This window comes from Aromatoleum sp., from assembly GCF_035254505.1.
In the GTDB taxonomy this organism is placed as follows: Bacteria; Pseudomonadota; Gammaproteobacteria; order Burkholderiales; family Rhodocyclaceae; genus Aromatoleum.
In genome coordinates this window covers 33,501-51,922 of record NZ_DATFAO010000013.1, presented here as the reverse complement: position 1 = coordinate 51,922, position 18,422 = coordinate 33,501, and the positions used below count along the sequence as shown (strand labels likewise).

The following is an 18,422-nucleotide window of genomic DNA, read 5'->3' as shown; positions in this document are numbered from 1 at the left end:
GGATGCTTGTTTGGTGTTAGTGATTCTGGTTGGCATGATGGGTGCCGGGAAGACCACGGTTGGCCGTGAGTATGCCCGGCGTCATCATTTGCGTTTTGTCGATTGCGACCACGAAATCGAGGCGCGCACGGGAGTCAAGGTCCCGACCATTTTCGAAATCGAAGGTGAGGCCGGGTTTCGTCGGCGTGAAAGCCAGCTGATCGACGAGCTGACCCAGGAGTCGGGGCTCGTTCTCGCCACTGGCGGCGGTGCAGTGTTGAACCCGGATAATCGCGCGGTGATGTCCGAGCGGGGCATCGTGGTGTACCTGAACGTGCCCACCCAGATTCTTTGGGAGCGCACGCGCAACGACCGAAATCGTCCCCTGCTGCAGGTTGCGAATCCGCGTGAGCGGATCGAGACACTCTACCGCGAGCGCGATCCCCTTTACCGGGCGGTTGCCCATGTGATCGTCGACGGAGGGCGCGGCAATCCTGGTGGGATGATTCGCCTGATCGACAAGGCGATTGAAAATTGCAAGAAGACAAATGCGCACACTGAATGTCGCCCTCGGTAGCCGGTCCTACCCGATCCAGATTGGCCGGGATGTCCTCGCCGATACCTCGCTGATCTTGCCGTTCCTGAAGACCAAGCGAGTCGCGATCGTCACGAACGACGTCGTCGGACCGCTTTATCTGAAGCGCTTGGAAGAGGCGCTGGATGCGGCGAACGTTCGGACTTCGGTCGCGGTGCTTCCCGACGGGGAGGCGCACAAGGACTGGCAGACGCTCAATCTGATCTTCGACAAGCTACTCGCCGAACGCTGCGAACGTTCGACAACGCTGATCGCACTGGGGGGCGGTGTGGTCGGGGACATGGCAGGATTTGCCGCGGCGACCTATCAGCGCGGGATGCCGTTCATCCAGATTCCTACGACCTTGTTGTCCCAGGTCGACTCCTCGGTCGGGGGCAAGACCGCGATCAATCATCCGCTCGGCAAGAACATGATCGGTGCGTTCTATCAGCCGAAGCTCGTACTCGCCGATATCCGGACGCTCGACACCTTGCCGGATCGGGAGTTGCGGGCAGGACTGGCCGAAGTGATCAAGTATGGCCTGATTCGCGATCCGGCGTTCTTCGAGTGGCTGGAAGGAAATCTGGAAAAGCTGCTGCAGCGGGATGCGGACGCACTCGCTTTTGCGGTCGAGCGCTCGTGCGCGAACAAGGCTGAGGTCGTGGCCGCGGACGAGACCGAGCAGGGCGAGCGCGCCCTGTTGAATCTCGGGCACACCTTCGGCCATGCGATCGAGACCGGCATGGGTTACGGGAACTGGCTGCACGGCGAGGCGGTCGCAGCCGGGACGATGATGGCGGCAGAACTGTCACGTTTGCTGGGTTGGCTGTCATCCGCCGACGTTGCGCGCATCGAGGCCCTGTTTGCTCGTGCGGGACTTCCGGTGGTGGGCGCGAAGATGCCCGTGGAGCAGTACCTCGATCTCATGGCGCATGACAAGAAGGTCGAAGCTGGGCGGTTGCGGCTCGTGCTCTTGAGGCAGATCGGGCGCGCAGTCATCCACGGGGGCTCGGCAGCTCCCATGATCGCCAGTGCGATCACGGCACGCATCTGAGCATCTCAGCGAGGCCGGATTCGCGCAGGACTTGGCCGACGGACCAGCATGCACTCGGCCAGTTATCGGCGCATTTGAGAAGGCAGTGCATCTTGTTCTGAGCATAGGGGACAGGTAATGACCACATCCGCTGCCAGGGCCGTCAGCGACGTCAATTCACGTGGGCGGATTCATCCTGAGCCGTCTCCCGGCATCAGGACCGAGTTCCAGCGCGACCGCGACCGAATCGTTCATTCGACCGCCTTTCGGCGCCTCGAATACAAGACCCAGGTCTTCGTCAATCACGAGGGCGACCTGTTTCGTACCCGTCTGACGCACAGCATCGAAGTGGCGCAGATCTCGCGCGGGATCGCCCGTGCCCTTGGGTTGAACGAAGACCTCGTTGAAGCCGTCGCGCTTGCGCATGACCTGGGTCACACGCCCTTCGGGCACGCGGGGCAGGAGGCGCTCAATGGGTGCATGAAGGCCTATGGTGGGTTCGAGCACAATTTGCAGTCCCTCCGGACGGTCGATGTGCTCGAGGAGCACTATGCGGCGTTCGATGGACTGAACCTCTGCTATGAGACTCGTGAAGGCATCCTGAAGCATTGTTCGCGGGAGAACGCCACACAACTCGGCGAACTTGGAAAGCGCTTCCTCGAGGGAACGCAGCCTTCGCTTGAGGCCCAACTGACCAATCTCGCCGACGAGATCGCCTACAACAATCACGACGTGGACGACGGCCTGCGATCGGGGCTGGTGTCGCTCGAGCAACTCGATGATGTGGCCGTATTTCGCGACGCGCGCCAGGAGGTGGATGCGCTGTGGCCCGGTTTGGGCGGGCGGCGGCTGATCCACGAGACGAACCGACGCATGATCAACGAGATGGCGCTCGATCTGATAGCGACGACGCGCGCCAATATTGCCGCCGCCGGAATCGAGACGCTGGCGGACGTGCATCGCGCGCCGCGACTCGTCGCGTATTCGGAAGCCATGCAGCCGCGGCTGCGCGAGCTGAAGGCCTTCTTGCGCCACAACCTTTATTACCACTATCAGGTCTTGCGCATGACGGACAAGGCGCGCCGGATCATCGAGGACCTGTTCGGCGCCTTCATGAACGACCCTCGCCTGCTTCCTCCGCAGTATCAGTTGCGGGCCAAGACCGACACGCCGCGGGCGATCGCCGACTACATCGCGGGGATGACCGACCGCTACGCGATGAGGGAGCATCGGCGCCTCTTCGCCGTCGGTGAAATCTACTGAGGCATCATAGGCTTACCGCAGCGCAAAAAACTCTTGAATCGGCGGTTTTGCACGGGTATATTCTGAGATCCGCCCAAAAGGTAGCAATGGCCCTGCGCGCGCGCAACGGCCGGACAGAGCCGGAGCGCGTGCGCGCCCGGCTTTTTTGACGCCCGCACAATCTTGGTGCGTCTTGAGCAAAGCGGCGCTCCCGTCGCCCGATCAACGCCGATGTGTGTCGGCAAACGTGTTGTGTCGAGGAAGAACGAGATGGATCTCCCCCAAAAGCAGGGTCTGTATGACCCGTCCAATGAACATGACGCCTGTGGGGTAGGCTTTGTCGCCCACATCAAGGGCGTCAAGAGTCATGACATCATCAGCCAGGGGCTTGAGATTCTGAAGAATCTCGACCACCGGGGCGCGGTCGGTGCCGACGAACTCCAGGGCGATGGCGCCGGCCTGCTGATGCAGATTCCCGACGCCCTCTATCGCGAGGAGCTGGTCAAGCAAGGCATCAATCTGCCGCCGGCGGGCGAGTATGGCGTGGGCATGGTGTTCCTGCCGAAGGAACATGCTTCGCGTCTGGCCTGTGAAGAGGAAATCGGCCGCGCCGTGCGCGCCGAAGGTCAGGTCGTGCTGGGCTGGCGCGACGTGCCGGTGAGCCGCGAGATGCCGATGTCGCCCGCCGTGCGCGCGACCGAGCCGGTGATCCGCCAGGTCTTCATCGGCCGCGGTCCGAACATCATGGTGACCGACGCGCTCGAGCGCAAGCTCTACATCATCCGCCGTCGTGCTGCCAACGCGATCAACGCGCTGCACCTGAAGCACGGCCGCGAGTTCTATATGGCGTCGATGTCGGCGCGCACGATCACCTACAAGGGCCTGCTGCTGGCGCCGCAGGTGGGCGAGTACTACCTCGATCTCGCCGACCCGCGTGCCGTCTCCGCGCTCGCCCTCGTGCACCAGCGTTTCTCGACGAACACCTTCCCGAAGTGGAACCTCGCGCACCCGTTCCGCTACATCGCCCACAACGGCGAAATCAACACGCTGCGCGGCAATTACAACTGGATGCGCGCCCGCGAGAAGGGCGTCTCGTCGCCGCTGCTCGGCGACGATCTTCAGAAGATCTGGCCGCTGATCTACCCCGGCCAGTCGGACTCGGCTGCCTTCGACAACGCGCTCGAACTGCTGGTGATGAGCGGCTATTCGCTCGCCCACGCGATGATGATGATGATTCCGGAAGCCTGGGAATCGCACACGCTGATGGACGAGAAGCGCCGCGCCTTCTACGAATACCATGCGGCGATGATGGAGCCGTGGGACGGGCCGGCTGCCGTGGCCTTCACCGACGGCCGCCAGATCGGCGCGACGCTCGACCGTAACGGCCTGCGTCCCGCCCGCTACATCGTCACCGACGACGACCTCGTCGTGATGGCGTCCGAATCCGGCGTGCTCCCGATCCCCGACAGCAAGATCGTCAAGAAGTGGCGTCTGCAGCCGGGCAAGATGTTCATGATCGACATGGAGCAGGGGCGCATCATCGACGATCGCGAGCTGAAGGAATCGCTCGCGACGGCGAAGCCCTACCGTGAGTGGATCCGCCGCATCAACATCAAGTTCGACGAACTGTCGGCGCCGGTCGATGCCGATTACGTCGAGCCTTCCGCGTCGCTGCTCGACCGTCAGCAGGTCTTCGGCTATACGCAGGAAGACATCAAGTTCATCCTCGAGCCGATGGGCAAGGCGGGCGAGGAGGCGACCGGCTCGATGGGCAACGATTCGCCGCTCGCCGTGCTGTCGGGCAAGGAAAAGCCGCTCTACAACTATTTCCGTCAGCTCTTCGCGCAGGTCACGAACCCGCCGATCGACCCGATCCGCGAACAGCTCGTGATGTCGCTCGTGTCCTTCATCGGGCCGCGTCCGAACCTGCTCGAGATCAACGAGATCAACCCCCCGTACCGCCTGGAAGTCACCCAGCCGGTGCTGGACTTCGCCGACATGGCGAAGATCCGCAACATCGCGCGCTATGCCGACAGCCGCTTCCGCTCGGCCGAACTGGATGCCTGCTACCCCGTCTCCTGGGGCAAGGAAGGCGTCGAGGCCCGCCTCGCTACGCTGTGCGCCGAGGCCGAAGATGCGGTGCTGCAGGGCTACAACATCCTGATCGTGTCCGACCGCAAGGTCGATGCCGACAACGTCGCGATTCCGGCGCTGCTGGCGACCTCGGCCGTGCATCAACATCTGGTGTCGAAGGGCCTGCGTACGCGTGCAGGTCTCGTCGTCGAGACGGGTACGGCACGTGAAATCCATCACTTCGCGGTGCTTGCTGGTTACGGCGCGGAGGCGGTTCATCCGTACCTCGCGATGGAGACGCTGCACGAGCTGTCGGGTGGCGGCGAGGCTGGTGAGAAGGCGGTCAAGCACTTCGTCAAGGCGGTCGGCAAGGGCCTCATGAAGGTCATGTCCAAGATGGGTATCTCGACCTACATGTCCTACATGGGCGCGCAGATCTTCGAGGCCGTCGGCCTGAAGCAGGCGCTGTGCGACAAGTACTTTACCGGCACGACCAGTCAGGTCGAAGGCCTCAGCGTGTTCGACGTGATGGAAGAAGCCATCCGCCTGCACCGCAAGGCCTTCAGCAACGACCCGGTGCTGGTCGACATGCTCGATGCGGGCGGCGAATACGCCTTCCGCGTGCGCGGCGAAGAGCACATGTGGACGCCGGACGCGATCGCGAAGCTGCAACATGCGACGCGTTCGGGCAAGGCCGATACGTACAAGGAATACGCGAAGCTGATCAATGACCAGACCAAGCGCCACATGACGCTGCGCGGTCTGTTCGAGATCAAGCTCGCCGGTCCCCCGGTCCCGCTCGACGAAGTCGAGTCGGCGAAGGAGATCGTGAAGCGTTTCGCCACCGGTGCGATGTCGCTCGGCTCGATCTCGACCGAGGCGCATACGACGCTCGCCGTCGCGATGAACCGCATCGGCGGCAAGTCGAACACCGGCGAAGGCGGCGAAGACCCGATGCGCTTCAAGCCGATCACGCAGGCGATGCGCCTGTCGCAGATCGTCGGCGAGAACCGCATCGCGCGCGACCTCGAACTGAAGGCGGGCGACAGCCTGCGTTCGGCGATCAAGCAGGTGGCGTCGGGCCGCTTCGGCGTCACGACCGAGTACTTGGTCAACGCCGACCAGATCCAGATCAAGATGGCCCAGGGCGCGAAGCCCGGCGAGGGCGGTCAGTTGCCCGGCCACAAGGTGTCCGAATACATCGGCTTCCTGCGTCACTCGGTGCCGGGCGTCGGGCTGATCTCGCCGCCGCCGCACCATGACATCTACTCGATCGAAGACTTGGCGCAGCTGATCCACGACCTGAAGAATGCCAATCCGGTCGCCTCGATCTCGGTCAAGCTGGTATCGGAAATCGGCGTCGGCACGGTGGCCGCGGGCGTCGCGAAGGCGAAGGCCGATCACGTCGTGATCGCCGGCCACGACGGCGGCACCGGTGCTTCGCCGTGGTCGTCGATCAAGCACGCCGGCAGCCCGTGGGAGTTGGGTCTCGCCGAGACGCAGCAGACTCTGGCGCTGAACAACCTGCGCGGCCGTATCCGCGTGCAGGTCGACGGCCAGATGAAGACCGGCCGTGACGTCGTGATCGGTGCGCTGCTCGGCGCCGACGAGTTCGGCTTCGCGACCGCGCCGCTGGTCGTCGAAGGCTGCATCATGATGCGCAAGTGTCACCTGAACACCTGCCCGGTCGGCGTCGCGACGCAGGATCCGGAGCTGCGCAAGCGCTTCAGCGGTCAGCCCGAGCACGTCGTGAACTACTTCTTCTTCGTCGCCGACGAAGTGCGCGAGCTGATGGCGCAGATGGGTATCCGCAAGTTCGAGGACCTGATCGGCCGTCCGGAACTGCTCGACATGAAGAAGGGCATCGAGCATTGGAAGGCGCGCGGCCTCGACTACAGCCGCATCTTCCATCGTCCGGCGGTGGCCGCCAACCTGCCGCGCCACCACGTTGCGACGCAGGATCACGGTCTCGAGAAGGCGCTCGACAACCAGCTGATCGACCTGGCGAAGCCGGCGCTCGAGCGGGGCGAGGCGGTGCGTATCGACCTGCCGGTGCGCAACATCAACCGTACAGTCGGCGCGATGCTGTCCGGCTCGGTGGCGGCGAAGTACGGCCACAGCGGACTGCCCGACGACACGATCCATGTCGCGCTGACCGGCACTGCGGGCCAGAGCTTCGCGGCTTTCCTGGCGCGCGGCGTGACGATGGAACTGGTCGGCGAAGGCAATGACTACGTCGGCAAGGGCCTGTCGGGTGGGCGCGTGATCGTGCGTCCGCAAGCGGCGTTCCGCGGCCAGACGACCGAAAACATCATCATCGGCAACACCGTGCTGTACGGTGCGATCGAGGGTGAAGCCTATTTCGCCGGCGTCGCGGGCGAGCGCTTCGCGGTGCGTAACTCGGGTGCGACGGCCGTCGTCGAAGGTGTGGGCGACCACGGTTGCGAATACATGACGGGCGGGACGATCGTCGTGCTGGGCGAAACCGGGCGCAACTTCGCGGCGGGCATGTCGGGCGGTGTCGCGTACGTGTTCGACGAGGACGGCAGCTTCGACAAGCGCTGCAACATGGCGCAGGTCGCGCTGGAGCCGCTGCCCGACGAGATCGAAGCGCGCAAGGGCTCGGAGTCCGGCGACGAGCTGGAGTGGCCGGAGCGTGTCGACATCAACCACCTGGAGATGGGCGACGAGCTCATCCTGAAGGGGCTGATCGAGCGTCACCTGCGCTACACGGGCAGCACGCGTGCCCGCGAGATCATCGAGAACTGGAGCACCTGGCGTACGAAGTTCGTCAAGGTGATGCCGCATGAATACCGCCGCGCGCTGGCCGAGCTGGCTGCGCTGAAGCAGAAGCAACTGGAGGCCGCATAAAAATGGGCAAGCCCACTGGATTTCTTGAGTACCAGCGTCTGTCGGAGGCCTATGCGCCGGTCGCGGAGCGTCTCAAGACTTACAAGGAGTTCGTGCTGCGCCTGACCGACGAGCAGGCGGCGGTGCAAGGGGCGCGCTGCATGGATTGCGGCATCCCCTTTTGCAACAACGGCTGCCCGGTCAACAACATCATTCCGGACTGGAATGATCTGGTGTTCCGCGGCCAGTGGCGTCAGGCGCTTGAGACGCTGCATTCGACGAACAACTTCCCCGAGTTCACGGGCCGTATCTGTCCGGCGCCATGTGAAGCGGCCTGTACGCTGAACATCAATTCGGATGCGGTCGGTATTAAGTCGATCGAACACGCGATCATCGATAAGGCCTGGGAAGAGGGCTGGGTGCAGCCGCGTCCCGCCGCGGTTAAGACCGGCAAGAAGGTCGCGGTGGTCGGTTCCGGTCCTGCGGGTCTCGCCACGGCGCAGCAGCTGGCCCGTGCCGGCCATGACGTCACCGTGTTCGAGAAGAGCAGCCGTATCGGTGGCCTGCTGCGCTACGGCATTCCCGACTTCAAGATGGAGAAGGGGCTGATCGACCGTCGCGTGGCGCAGATGGAAGCCGAAGGCGTGAGCTTCCGCACCGGCGTGCTGGTGGGCTCGGAGACGGTGCCGGCCGGCATCGTCAACGACGCGAAGGAATTCATCAGTGCCGAGGCGCTGAAGAAGGACTTCGATGCGGTGGTTCTTGCCGCCGGTTCGGAAGTGCCGCGCGATCTGCCGGTGCCGGGCCGTGAGCTTGCAGGCGTGCATTTCGCGCTGGAATTCCTGATTCCGCAGAACAAGGCGAACGCCGGCGACGGCCCGAACCCGATCTCGGCGGAAGGTAAGCATGTCGTCGTCATCGGCGGCGGCGACACGGGTTCCGACTGTGTCGGCACCTCGAACCGCCACGGTGCCGTGGGCGTGACCCAGTTCGAGCTGCTGCCGATGCCGCCCGAGCAGGAGAACAAGTCACTGACCTGGCCGTACTGGCCGGTGAAGCTGCGCACCTCGTCCTCGCACGAAGAAGGTTGCGAGCGCGATTTTGCCGTCGCGACGAAGGAGTTCATCGGCGAGAATGGGAAGGTCAAGGCGCTGAAGGCCGTCCGCCTCGAATGGAAGGACGGCAAGATGGTCGAAGTGCCGGGCTCGGAGTTCGAAGTGAAGGCCGATCTGGTGCTGTTCGCGATGGGCTTCACCAATCCGCTCGGCAGCCTGCTCGATGCGTTCGGCGTTACGAAGGATGCGCGCGGCAACGCGAAGGCGACGACCGACGGTGTCGGTTGCTACGCGACGAGCGCGGAGAAGGTCTTCGCCGCGGGTGACGTCCGCCGCGGCCAGTCGCTGGTGGTTTGGGCGATCCGCGAGGGTCGCCAGTGCGCCCGTGAGGTTGACCAGTTCCTGATGGGTTCGACCGTTCTTCCACGATAAGCGGGTCGGCTTGAAGCAAAAAAGGGCGACCCGCGGGTCGCCCTTTTTGTTGTTGTCGGCTGACGAGTCAGGCGGCGTTTGCGAGCAGGTCCACGGTGTAACGGGCGATCATGCCTTCCTCATTGGTCGGCACGACCGCCACCGCGACGCGGCTCTGCGGCGTGTCGATGCGCTGGGCGTGGCGGGCATTGGCTTCCGCATCGATCTCGATCCCGAGCCAGGCCGACAGTTCTGCGACGCGCTGGCGCACCTCGGCGGCGTGTTCGCCGATGCCACCGGTGAAGACTAGTGCGTCGAGGCCGCCTGCGGCAGCGGCCAGCGAGCCGATCTCGCGCGCGATGCGATAGCAGAAGAGCTCGACCGCCTCGCGCGCTTCCCGGGCGTCGGAGGCGAGCAGCGTGCGCATGTCCTGGCTGATGCCGGAGACGCCGAGCAGGCCCGACTGCTTGTACAGCAGGTTCGTCAGCGCCTTGGCGTCCATCCCTTTCTGCTCCATCAGATACAGGAGCACGCCGGGATCGAGACTGCCGGTGCGCGTGCCCATCATCAGGCCCTCGACGGCGGTGAAACCCATCGTCGAGGCGACGCTCTTGCCGTCGCGCAGTGCGCACATCGATGCACCGTTGCCGAGGTGGGCGATCAGCACCGCGCCACGTGCTCGCTCGTGGACGACGTCGGGCAACTGGCGCGCGACGTAATCGTAGGACAGGCCGTGGAAGCCATAGCGCTTCACCCCTTCGGCGCTGATCGCGCGCGGCAGCGCAAAGGCTTGCGCGACGGCCGGCTGGGTGCGGTGGAAGGCGGTGTCGAAGCAGCCGACCTGGGGGATCTCGGGCAGCAGTGCGGCGACGGCGCGCACGGCGCGCAGGTTGTGCGGCTGGTGCAGCGGCGCGAGCGGAATGAAGCTGTCGAGATCGCGCAGGACTGATTCGTTGAGCAGCACGGGCGCACTGTGAAGTTCGCCGCCATGCACAATGCGATGGCCCGCCGCGACGATGTCGAGATTCGGGTTGTGGCCGCTGAGCCAACGGAAGAGATGGTTCAGCGAGTCGCGGTGTTGCTCGCTCTGGCTGCCGGCCGTGATCACGGGCTCGTCGTAGCGCTCGCCGCTGGCGTCCTTCGCGCTGAGATGCGGCGTTGCGCCGATGCCTTCGATCTGCCCGGACAGCGGGGCGGTGGTCGCCAGCTCGGGTTCGGTCGGAAACAGCGCGAACTTCAGACTGCTCGAGCCCGCGTTGATGACGAGGACTGCCTTCATACCAGCTTCGCCTCGCGCTTCTTGTGGGCCATCAGCTGCGCGATGGCGCAGGAGGCGGCACGGGTTTCAGCGGTGTCGGCGCGGCTGGTGAGCACGATCGGCACGCGTGCGCCGAGCACGACGCCGGCCATCAGTGCGTTGGCGAGGTATTCGAGCTGCTTGGCGACCATGTTGCCGGATTCGAGGTCGGGCACGACGAGGATGTCGGCGTTGCCGGCGACCGCCGAGCGGATGCCCTTGGTCTTGGCCGCGACGAGCGAGACGGCGTTGTCGAAGGCGAGCGGGCCGTCGAGGAGGCCGCCCTTGATCTGGCCGCGGTCGGCCATCTTGCACAGCGCGGCGGCGTCGATCGTCGAGCGGATCTTGGAGGTGACGGTTTCGACGGCAGACAGGATCGCGACTTTCGGCTCCGGCAAGCCGAGCACGTGGGCGAGGTCGATCGCGTTCTGAATGATGTCGACCTTGTCTTCGAGGGTCGGCTCGATGTTGATCGCGGCGTCGGTGATCAGCAGCGGATGCGGGTAGGTCGGGACGTCAGCCATGAACACGTGGCTGATGCGGCGCGAGGTGCGCAGGCCGCCGACCTTGGAGATGACGGCGCTCATCAACTCGTCAGTGTGGAGCGAGCCTTTCATCAGCGCCTCGACGACACCGTCGCGGGCGAGTGCGACGGCCGTTTCGGCGGCCTCATGGCTGTGCGCGACGTCGACGATGCGAAAGCCGTGCAGGTCGATGTCGTATTGTTCCGCCACGGCGCGGATCTTGGCCTCGGGGCCGACGAGCACCGGCACGACGAGGCCGGCTTCGGCGGCCTGAATCGGACCGCGCAGCGATTCGACATCGCAGGGGTGTGCGACGGCGATCGGGATCGGCGCCTTGCCCGAGGTGATCGACAGGAGGTGCCCGTAGCGCAGTTCGCGGTCGGAGATCGTCACTTCCGGCAGATGGATGCGCGCGCGCTTGATCTTTTCGGTCGGCGCCTGGACTTCGGCGGCGCCGTCGATGACCTTCAGACCGTCCTGATTCACCGCGAGGCAGTCGAAAATGATGTGGTGGTTGTGCTCGAACTTCTCGCGGCAGGTGACGGTGATCGTCAGCGTGTCGCCGATGGTGATCGGGCGATGAAAGTTGAGCCCTTGCGACACGTAAACGGTGCCGGGGCCGGGGAATTCGGTGCCGAGGACGGTCGAGATCAGCGTGCTGCCCCACATGCTGTGGCCGACGACTTCGCGGAACTGGCTGGAGCGCGCGTACTCGGTATCCACGTGGGTCGGGTTGACGTCGCCCGACATCACGGCGAAGAGATGGATGTCGTCCGGCCGCAGGGTACGAAGCAGCTGGGCATGGTCGCCCACCTGGATTTCGTCGAAGACGCGGTTCTCGATGAATTGATTGACGGCATGGTCCATGATGGGTCTCGCCTGGTTGCGTTGCAAAATCCGCATTTTAGCCGCGGCTATTGGCTTTTCGGTTGTCGGAACGCAAACTTGTGTGCATCGCCGCAAGCGAAAGTTGTTTCATTGTCGAAGACGGCGCACCGGGCAGGGGCCTCGGCCTCGCATGCTAGAATCGGCGCCGAATTCATACCTTACAGGACCCTCATGGAAGTCGTCATTCTCGCCGCCGGGCAGGGCAAACGCATGCGTTCGGTGTTGCCGAAGGTGCTCCAGCCGATCGCCGGCCAGCCGATGCTTGGACATGTTGTCTCGACCGCTCGTGCGCTGCAGGCCTCGCGCATCTGCGTCGTCTACGGACATGCCGGGGAGGCGGTGCGGGCGCGGTTCGGCGACGAAGAGGTGGCGTGGGCCTTGCAGGAGCCGCAGCTCGGCACGGGCCATGCGGTGCAGCAGGCGTTGCCGCATCTGAGCGACGGCGAGACGGCGCTGGTGCTCTATGGCGACGTGCCGCTGATCGGCGCGGCGACGCTGCGCCGGCTGCAGGATGCGGCCGGGAATGGGCGTCTGGCGCTGCTGACGGTGGAGCTCGCCGATCCGACCGGCTACGGCCGGATCCTGCGCAACGCGGATGGCAAGGTGGTGCGCATCGTCGAGCAGAGGGACGCGAGCGTCGAGGAGCGCCGCGTGCGCGAGGTCAATACCGGAATTCTCGTCGCGCCCGTGGCACGGCTGCGCGACTGGCTGGGCCGCATCGGCAACGATAACGCGCAGGGCGAGTACTACCTGACGGACATCATCGGGCTCGCCGTGGCGGATGGTGTCGAAGTCGTCACGGTACAGCCGGACGCCGTGTGGGAGACTCTGGGGGTCAATAGCAAGCCGCAGCTCGCGGAGCTTGAGCGTATCCACCAGCGCAACCTCGCGCAGCGGCTGATGGAGGAAGGCGTGACCGTAATCGATCCGGCGCGCATCGATGTGCGTGGCGAGCTGGTGTGCGGCCGCGACGTCGAGATCGACGTCAATTGCGTGTTCGAGGGCCGTGTCGAGCTCGCGGACGACGTGCGCATCGGCGCGAACTGCGTGATCCGCAATGCGCGCATTGGCGCCGGGACGCGGCTCGCGCCCTTCTCGCATGTCGAGGACACGGTGACCGGCCGCGAGTGCGTGATCGGCCCCTATGCGCGCACGCGCCCCGGCACGACGCTGGGCGACGACGTGCATCTGGGCAACTTCGTCGAGGTCAAGAACAGCGCGATCGCCGACCATTCGAAGGCCAATCACCTCGCCTACGTCGGCGACGCGGATGTGGGCCAGCGCGTCAATATCGGTGCCGGCACGATCACCTGCAACTACGATGGTGCGAACAAATTCCGCACCGTGATCGAGGACGATGTCTTCATCGGGTCCGACACGCAGCTCGTCGCGCCGGTGCGCGTGGGGCGCGGGGCGACGCTCGGTGCGGGCACGACCTTGACGAAGGACGCACCGCCCGAGCAGCTCACGGTGTCGCGGGCGCGCCAGCTCAGCATTGCCGGCTGGAAGCGGCCGGTGAAGAAGAAGTAAGTCGGAGAGAACATCATGTGTGGCATCGTCACTGCGATTGCGAAGGACAACGTCGTTTCGGTTCTCCTCGAAGGTCTGCGCAAACTGGAATACCGCGGCTACGACTCGGCGGGCATCGCCGTGCTCAACGGCGGGCTGCAGCGGCTGCGCTCGACGGGGCGCGTGGCGGAGCTTGCGACGCTCGCGGCGTCGAAGGAGCTTTCGGCCAAGGTCGGCATTGCGCATACGCGCTGGGCGACGCACGGCGTGCCCTCGGAGCGCAATGCGCATCCGCACGTTTCGGGCGGGCTCGCGGTGGTGCATAACGGCATCATCGAGAACTTCAACGTGCTCAAGGAGCGGCTCATCGCGCGCGGTTACGAGTTCACGTCCGAGACCGATACCGAGGTCATCGCCCACCTGATTCACAGCAAGCTCGCGACCGAACCGGATCTCTTCACGGCGGTGCGGCTCGCGACCAACGAGCTCGTCGGCGCGTACGCGATCGGGGTGATCAGCGAGAGCGATCCGTCGCGCCTGATCGTTTCGCGGCACGGCGCGCCGCTGCTGCTGGGCGTCGGCGAGGACGGCATGTATGCCGCGTCCGACACCGCGGCGCTGCTGCAGGTGACGCGCAAGGTGATCTACCTCGAAGAGGGCGACGTCGCCGAACTGCGCGTCGACGGCTATCGGATCGTGCGGCCCGACGGGACAGCGGTCGAGCGTGCGATCAACGTCTCCAGCCTGTCGGCGGACGCGGTCGAGCTGGGCCAGTACCGTCACTACATGCAGAAGGAGATTTTCGAGCAGCCGCAGGCGCTGGCGAATACGCTCGAAATCATCGCGGGCGGCGGTTCGGTGTCGCCGCAGCTTTTCGGCAGCCAGGCGGCGGACGTCCTCGGCGGCGTGCGCAACGTGCTGGTGATCGCGTGCGGCACGAGTTACCACGCGGGCCTCGTCGCGCGGTACTGGATCGAATCGGTGGCGCATGTGCCGTGCACGGTCGAGATCGCGAGCGAATACCGCTATCGCGACTCGGTCGCCGACCCCGACACGCTCGTCGTCGCGATTTCGCAGTCGGGCGAGACGGCCGATACGCTCGCGGCGCTCAAGTATGCCCGTGAGCGCGGCATGACGCGCACCCTCGCGATCTGCAACGTGCCGGAGTCCGCGATCGTGCGCGAGGCGGCGTTGCGCTTCATCACGCGTGCAGGTCCCGAGATCGGGGTTGCGTCGACCAAGGCCTTTACGACCCAGCTCGCCGCGCTGGCGTTGTTGACGCTCGCGCTGGCGAAGCAGTCGGGCCGCTTGTCCGAAGCCGACGAGGCGAAGCATCTGACGGCGCTGCGCCACCTGCCGGTCGCCGTGAAGAAGGTGCTCGACCTCGAGCCCGAGATCGAGCGCTGGGCACAGCGTTTTGCGGCGAAGCAGCACGCGCTTTTCCTTGGCCGCGGCCAGCACTGGCCTATTGCGATGGAAGGCGCGTTGAAGCTGAAGGAAATCTCCTACATCCACGCCGAAGCTTATGCGGCGGGCGAGCTCAAGCACGGTCCGCTGGCGCTCGTCGATCGCGAAATGCCGGTGATCGCGGTGGCGCCCGCCGACGAGTTGCTCGAAAAGCTGAAGTCGAACCTGCAGGAAGTGCGCGCGCGCGGCGGCGAGTTGTATGTGTTCGCCGACGCCGGCAGCGAGATCCCGGAGTCGGAAGGCGTGCATATCCTGCAGCTGCCCGAGCATTACGGCATGCTTTCGCCGGTGCTGCACGTCGTGCCGCTGCAGCTGCTGTCGTATCATGCGGCGCTGGTGAAGGGGACGGACGTCGATAAGCCGCGGAACCTGGCCAAGTCGGTCACGGTGGAGTGATCGGGGCGCTGCAGCGCGAAAGCCGTCCTGACGTGTCCAAATCAAAGAAACGCCCGACGACCATCGGGCGTTTTTGTTTCTACCCTTGAAGCTGCCATGTCGCGAACGCCGGAGTTGGATGTTCCAGTCCAGATCGTTCTGAACCGTGATGCGGGCGCACCGACGCTGGCGGACCAGATCGCTGCGCAGTTGCGCGCGAGCATATGCGGTGGAGCGTTGCGGACGGGGGATCGGTTGCCGGCGATCCGGCTGCTGGCGGCGCGCCTCGCCGTGGCGCGGGCGACGGTGGATGCAGCGTATGGGCAGTTGATTGCCGAAGGCTATCTGGATGCGAAGCCGGGGGCGGGGACGCGGGTGGCGGGGCGCTTGCCGGAGGATGCGCTCTTGCTTCGGAGCCGGGGCGAGGGTTCGCAGCGCCCGCCGGAGCCAAGGGCGGCGCGGGGGCTGACGGAGCGGGCGCAGCAGGTAGCCGCAGTGGCGTCCGTGCTGCTTCCGCAGCAGCCGGTGCCGCTGGCGGTGGTGTGTCCGTCCGACGAGTTGGCGCCGGGGAAGGCGTGGACGCGGATCGCAGCGCGACTGGCGCGGACGCCGTGGCGGCATGGGGGTTATGCGCCGCCGCATGGCTTCATGCCGCTGCGGGAGGCGGTCGCGGATTATGCGCGGAGGTTTCGCGGCGTGGTGTGCGAGCCGGAGCAGGTCGTGATCACGGCCGGGACGCAGCAGGGGATCGCGCTGTGTGCGCAGCTCCTGTTCGAGCGCGGCGATCCGGTGTGGATCGAGGATCCGTGTTATTCGCTGCTCGCGGCGAGCGTTGCGTTCAACGGTGTGCGTGCGATTCCCGTTCCGGTCGATGGCGAGGGGCTGGACGTTGCCGCGGGCGTCGCGATCGCCCCGGATGCGCGCGGCGCCTTCGTCAGTCCGTCGCATCAGTATCCGCTGGGGATGGCGATGCCGATGGCGCGCCGGCTGGCCTTGCTGGATTGGGCGCGCGAGGCCGACCGCTGGATCATCGAGGACGACTACGACAGCGAGCTGCGCTACGAAGGGCGGCCGTTTCCGTCGCTGCAGGGGCTGGACGCGGGCGGTGAGGCGGTGATCTATCTCGGCACTTTCAGCAAGATGCTGTTTCCGGGGCTGCGGCTCGGTTATGCGATCGTTCCGCGGGCCTTGGTGGAAGCTTTCGCCGGCGCGCGCTTGCTGGCGGACCGTCATTCGTCGGAGTCGCAGCAGGCGGTGTTGGCGGAGTACATGCGCGAAGGGCATTACGAGACCCACATCCGGCGCATCCGCACCGTGTTCCAGAAGCGTCGCGAGGTGTTGCTGGAGGAGTGCGAAGCGCAGCTTTCGGCGTTCGGCGCGGTGATTCCCGGTGACCAGGGGATGCATCTCGTGTTCCGCTTCGCGGCCGATCTGCCGGATGTCGAGATCACGCGTCGCGTGAGATCGGCCGGCGTCGAGGTGCGCCCGCTGTCGCCCTTCTATCGGCAGGCTGCGCCGCTCAAAGGCTTCATGCTCGGTTTCGGCGGATTCGCACCGGAGTCGATTCGTGCGGCGGTGGGAGCCATCCGCAGGGAGCTCGACGCGGCTGTTAAGCCGTCAGCCAAGTCCCGTTCAGGCTGAGCCAAGCCGAAGGGCTCAGGACGAACGCAGGTCGTTGATCTCCGTTGGCCTGCCCGGATAGTTTCAATCCGGCCCTGACGACGGGGGGCGGCATGTGGTCTAGTTCGTCCAGGGCCGTGCGGCCTTCGAGCGTGGAACACATCAGGGGGAACGGGGATGTACTTGCCTCAGCATTTCGAGGAAGCGCGACGCGATGAGCTGCGGCGCCTCATCGAGCACTATCCGTTTGGCGCTTTCGTCATCAACGGGCCGAACGGACTGGATGCCAATCATCTGCCGTTCGAGTTCGACGCCGAAGGGGACGGGCCGGGGCGGCTTCTCGCGCACGTGGCGCGGGCGAATCCGGTCTGGCAGGACGTGAAGGATGGCGACGAGGTGCTGGTGATCTTTCGCGCGGGGGACGCCTACATCTCGCCGAACTGGTATCCGAGCAAGCATGAGACCCACCGGCAGGTGCCGACCTGGAATTACCGGGTCGTGCATGTGCATGGCAAGGTGAGGGTCTGCGACGACGAGAAGTTCGTGCGCGGCGTCGTCGGGCGGCTGACGCGCACGCACGAGGCGAGGGCCGGCGAGGCGAAGCCGTGGAAGATGGCCGACTCCGACAAGGACTATATCGACGGGATGTTGGCGGCGATCGTCGGCATCGAGGTCGAGATCGCGCGCATCGTCGGGAAGTCGAAGCTCGGGCAGAACAAGGACGCGCGGGATCGCGTCGGGGCGGCGCAGCGGCTGCAGGGGCTCGGCGAGACGGAAATTTCGGCTGCGATGCTGAGCGTGCCCGTCCGCGAGGCATGAGGGCCGAGTTTGTCGAAGCCCCGGCGCCATCCTTCGATGGGTGCAGGGTTGTAATTCATCGCCGGGGAAATAACGAGGAGGACGTATGGCCTGGATCGAGCCGGTCGTGTTGGCCGGAGAATGTGCAATCCTGACGCCGTTGTCGCTCGCGCATGCGCCGGACTTGCGCGAGGCGGTGGTCGATGGCGAGTTGTGGAGGCTCTGGTACACCTTTGTTCCGCCGCCGGAGCAGATGACGGCGGAGATCGAGCGGCGGCTGGCCTTGCAGGAGGCCGGGAGCATGCTGCCCTTCGCCGTCGTGTCGAAGGAGACGGGGCGTGCGGTGGGCATGACGACCTTCATGCATATCGAGGCGCAGCATCGGCGGCTGGAGATCGGTTCGACGTGGTATCGGGCGGGGACGCAGCGGACGGCGATCAATACCGAATGCAAGCGTCTGATGTTGACGCATGCTTTCGAGGCCTTGTCCTGCATCGCGGTCGAGTTCCGCACCTCGGCGATGAATTTCCAGAGTCGGCGGGCGATCGAGCGGCTCGGGGCGAAGCTCGACGGTGTGTTGCGTAGCCATCAGATCGCGCCGAACGGGAGTTTGCGCGATACGCATGTCTACAGCATCCTTGCACATGAATGGCCTGCGGTGCGCGCGAACCTGGACTGGCAGCTGAGTCGGCCGCGCGCGCAGGCCTGAGCCTGGAAACCGAAAGGA

Annotated in this window: 12 protein-coding genes; 10 read left to right on the top strand and 2 right to left on the bottom strand. The window is 65.2% G+C overall.

All coding sequences use genetic code 11. From position 1 onward, the window contains the following. Window positions 1-10: 10 nt before the first annotated feature. The 5 genes from VJ673_RS01810 (at window position 11) to VJ673_RS01790 (ending at window position 9,238) form a co-directional block, all read left to right on the top strand. Window positions 11-556 carry a shikimate kinase gene (locus tag VJ673_RS01810; RefSeq protein WP_324124301.1) on the top strand — a complete coding sequence of 182 codons (546 nt, stop codon included), beginning with the start codon at window positions 11-13 and terminating at the stop codon, window positions 554-556. Further along, window positions 528-1,607, top strand: a complete 1,080-nt coding sequence (gene aroB, locus VJ673_RS01805) for a 3-dehydroquinate synthase (protein ID WP_324124300.1) — start codon at window positions 528-530, stop codon at window positions 1,605-1,607. Before VJ673_RS01810 ends, aroB begins: the two co-directional genes overlap by 29 nt. Before the next feature lie 117 nt (window positions 1,608-1,724). Further along, entirely contained in the window at window positions 1,725-2,849 is a 1,125-nt protein-coding gene (locus VJ673_RS01800) for a deoxyguanosinetriphosphate triphosphohydrolase (RefSeq protein ID WP_324124299.1), read from the top strand. Window positions 2,850-3,098: 249 nt separating this feature from the next. Next, the gene (locus VJ673_RS01795) at window positions 3,099-7,772 is read left to right on the top strand and encodes a glutamate synthase-related protein (RefSeq protein ID WP_324124298.1); all 4,674 of its coding nucleotides are present in this window, start codon (window positions 3,099-3,101) and stop codon (window positions 7,770-7,772) included. Between the two features lie 2 nt (window positions 7,773-7,774). Beyond that, on the top strand, window positions 7,775-9,238 hold the full coding sequence (locus tag VJ673_RS01790) for a glutamate synthase subunit beta (protein WP_324124297.1): 1,464 nt from the start codon (window positions 7,775-7,777) through the stop codon (window positions 9,236-9,238). 67 nt (window positions 9,239-9,305) lie between these two features. On the opposite strand, the gene VJ673_RS01785 is transcribed toward VJ673_RS01790, so the two are convergent. Together VJ673_RS01785 and VJ673_RS01780 are read right to left on the bottom strand one after the other, a co-directional pair. Then, window positions 9,306-10,496 (bottom strand): acetate/propionate family kinase, encoded by a 1,191-nt coding sequence (locus VJ673_RS01785; protein ID WP_324124296.1) that lies wholly within the window; start codon window positions 10,494-10,496, stop codon window positions 9,306-9,308. Further along, window positions 10,493-11,905, bottom strand: a complete 1,413-nt coding sequence (locus VJ673_RS01780) for a bifunctional enoyl-CoA hydratase/phosphate acetyltransferase (RefSeq protein WP_324124295.1) — start codon at window positions 11,903-11,905, stop codon at window positions 10,493-10,495. Before VJ673_RS01780 ends, VJ673_RS01785 begins: the two co-directional genes overlap by 4 nt. Before the next feature lie 192 nt (window positions 11,906-12,097). Between VJ673_RS01780 and glmU the strand changes: the two genes are divergently transcribed. The 5 genes from glmU (at window position 12,098) to VJ673_RS01755 (ending at window position 18,404) form a co-directional block, all read left to right on the top strand. Beyond that, window positions 12,098-13,456, top strand: a complete 1,359-nt coding sequence (gene glmU, locus VJ673_RS01775; protein WP_324124294.1) for a bifunctional UDP-N-acetylglucosamine diphosphorylase/glucosamine-1-phosphate N-acetyltransferase GlmU — start codon at window positions 12,098-12,100, stop codon at window positions 13,454-13,456. Between the two features lie 15 nt (window positions 13,457-13,471). Continuing rightward, window positions 13,472-15,298 carry a glutamine--fructose-6-phosphate transaminase (isomerizing) gene (gene glmS / locus VJ673_RS01770; protein WP_324124293.1) on the top strand — a complete coding sequence of 609 codons (1,827 nt, stop codon included), beginning with the start codon at window positions 13,472-13,474 and terminating at the stop codon, window positions 15,296-15,298. A 96-nt stretch (window positions 15,299-15,394) separates the two neighbouring features. Beyond that, window positions 15,395-16,918, top strand: a complete 1,524-nt coding sequence (gene pdxR / locus VJ673_RS01765) for a MocR-like pyridoxine biosynthesis transcription factor PdxR (RefSeq protein ID WP_324124292.1) — start codon at window positions 15,395-15,397, stop codon at window positions 16,916-16,918. 156 nt (window positions 16,919-17,074) lie between these two features. Continuing rightward, complete coding sequence (locus tag VJ673_RS01760; RefSeq protein ID WP_324124291.1) at window positions 17,075-17,716, top strand: FMN-binding negative transcriptional regulator; 642 nt, start codon at window positions 17,075-17,077, stop codon at window positions 17,714-17,716. An 85-nt stretch (window positions 17,717-17,801) separates the two neighbouring features. Further along, window positions 17,802-18,404 (top strand): GNAT family N-acetyltransferase, encoded by a 603-nt coding sequence (locus tag VJ673_RS01755; protein ID WP_324124290.1) that lies wholly within the window; start codon window positions 17,802-17,804, stop codon window positions 18,402-18,404. Window positions 18,405-18,422 lie beyond the last annotated feature (18 nt).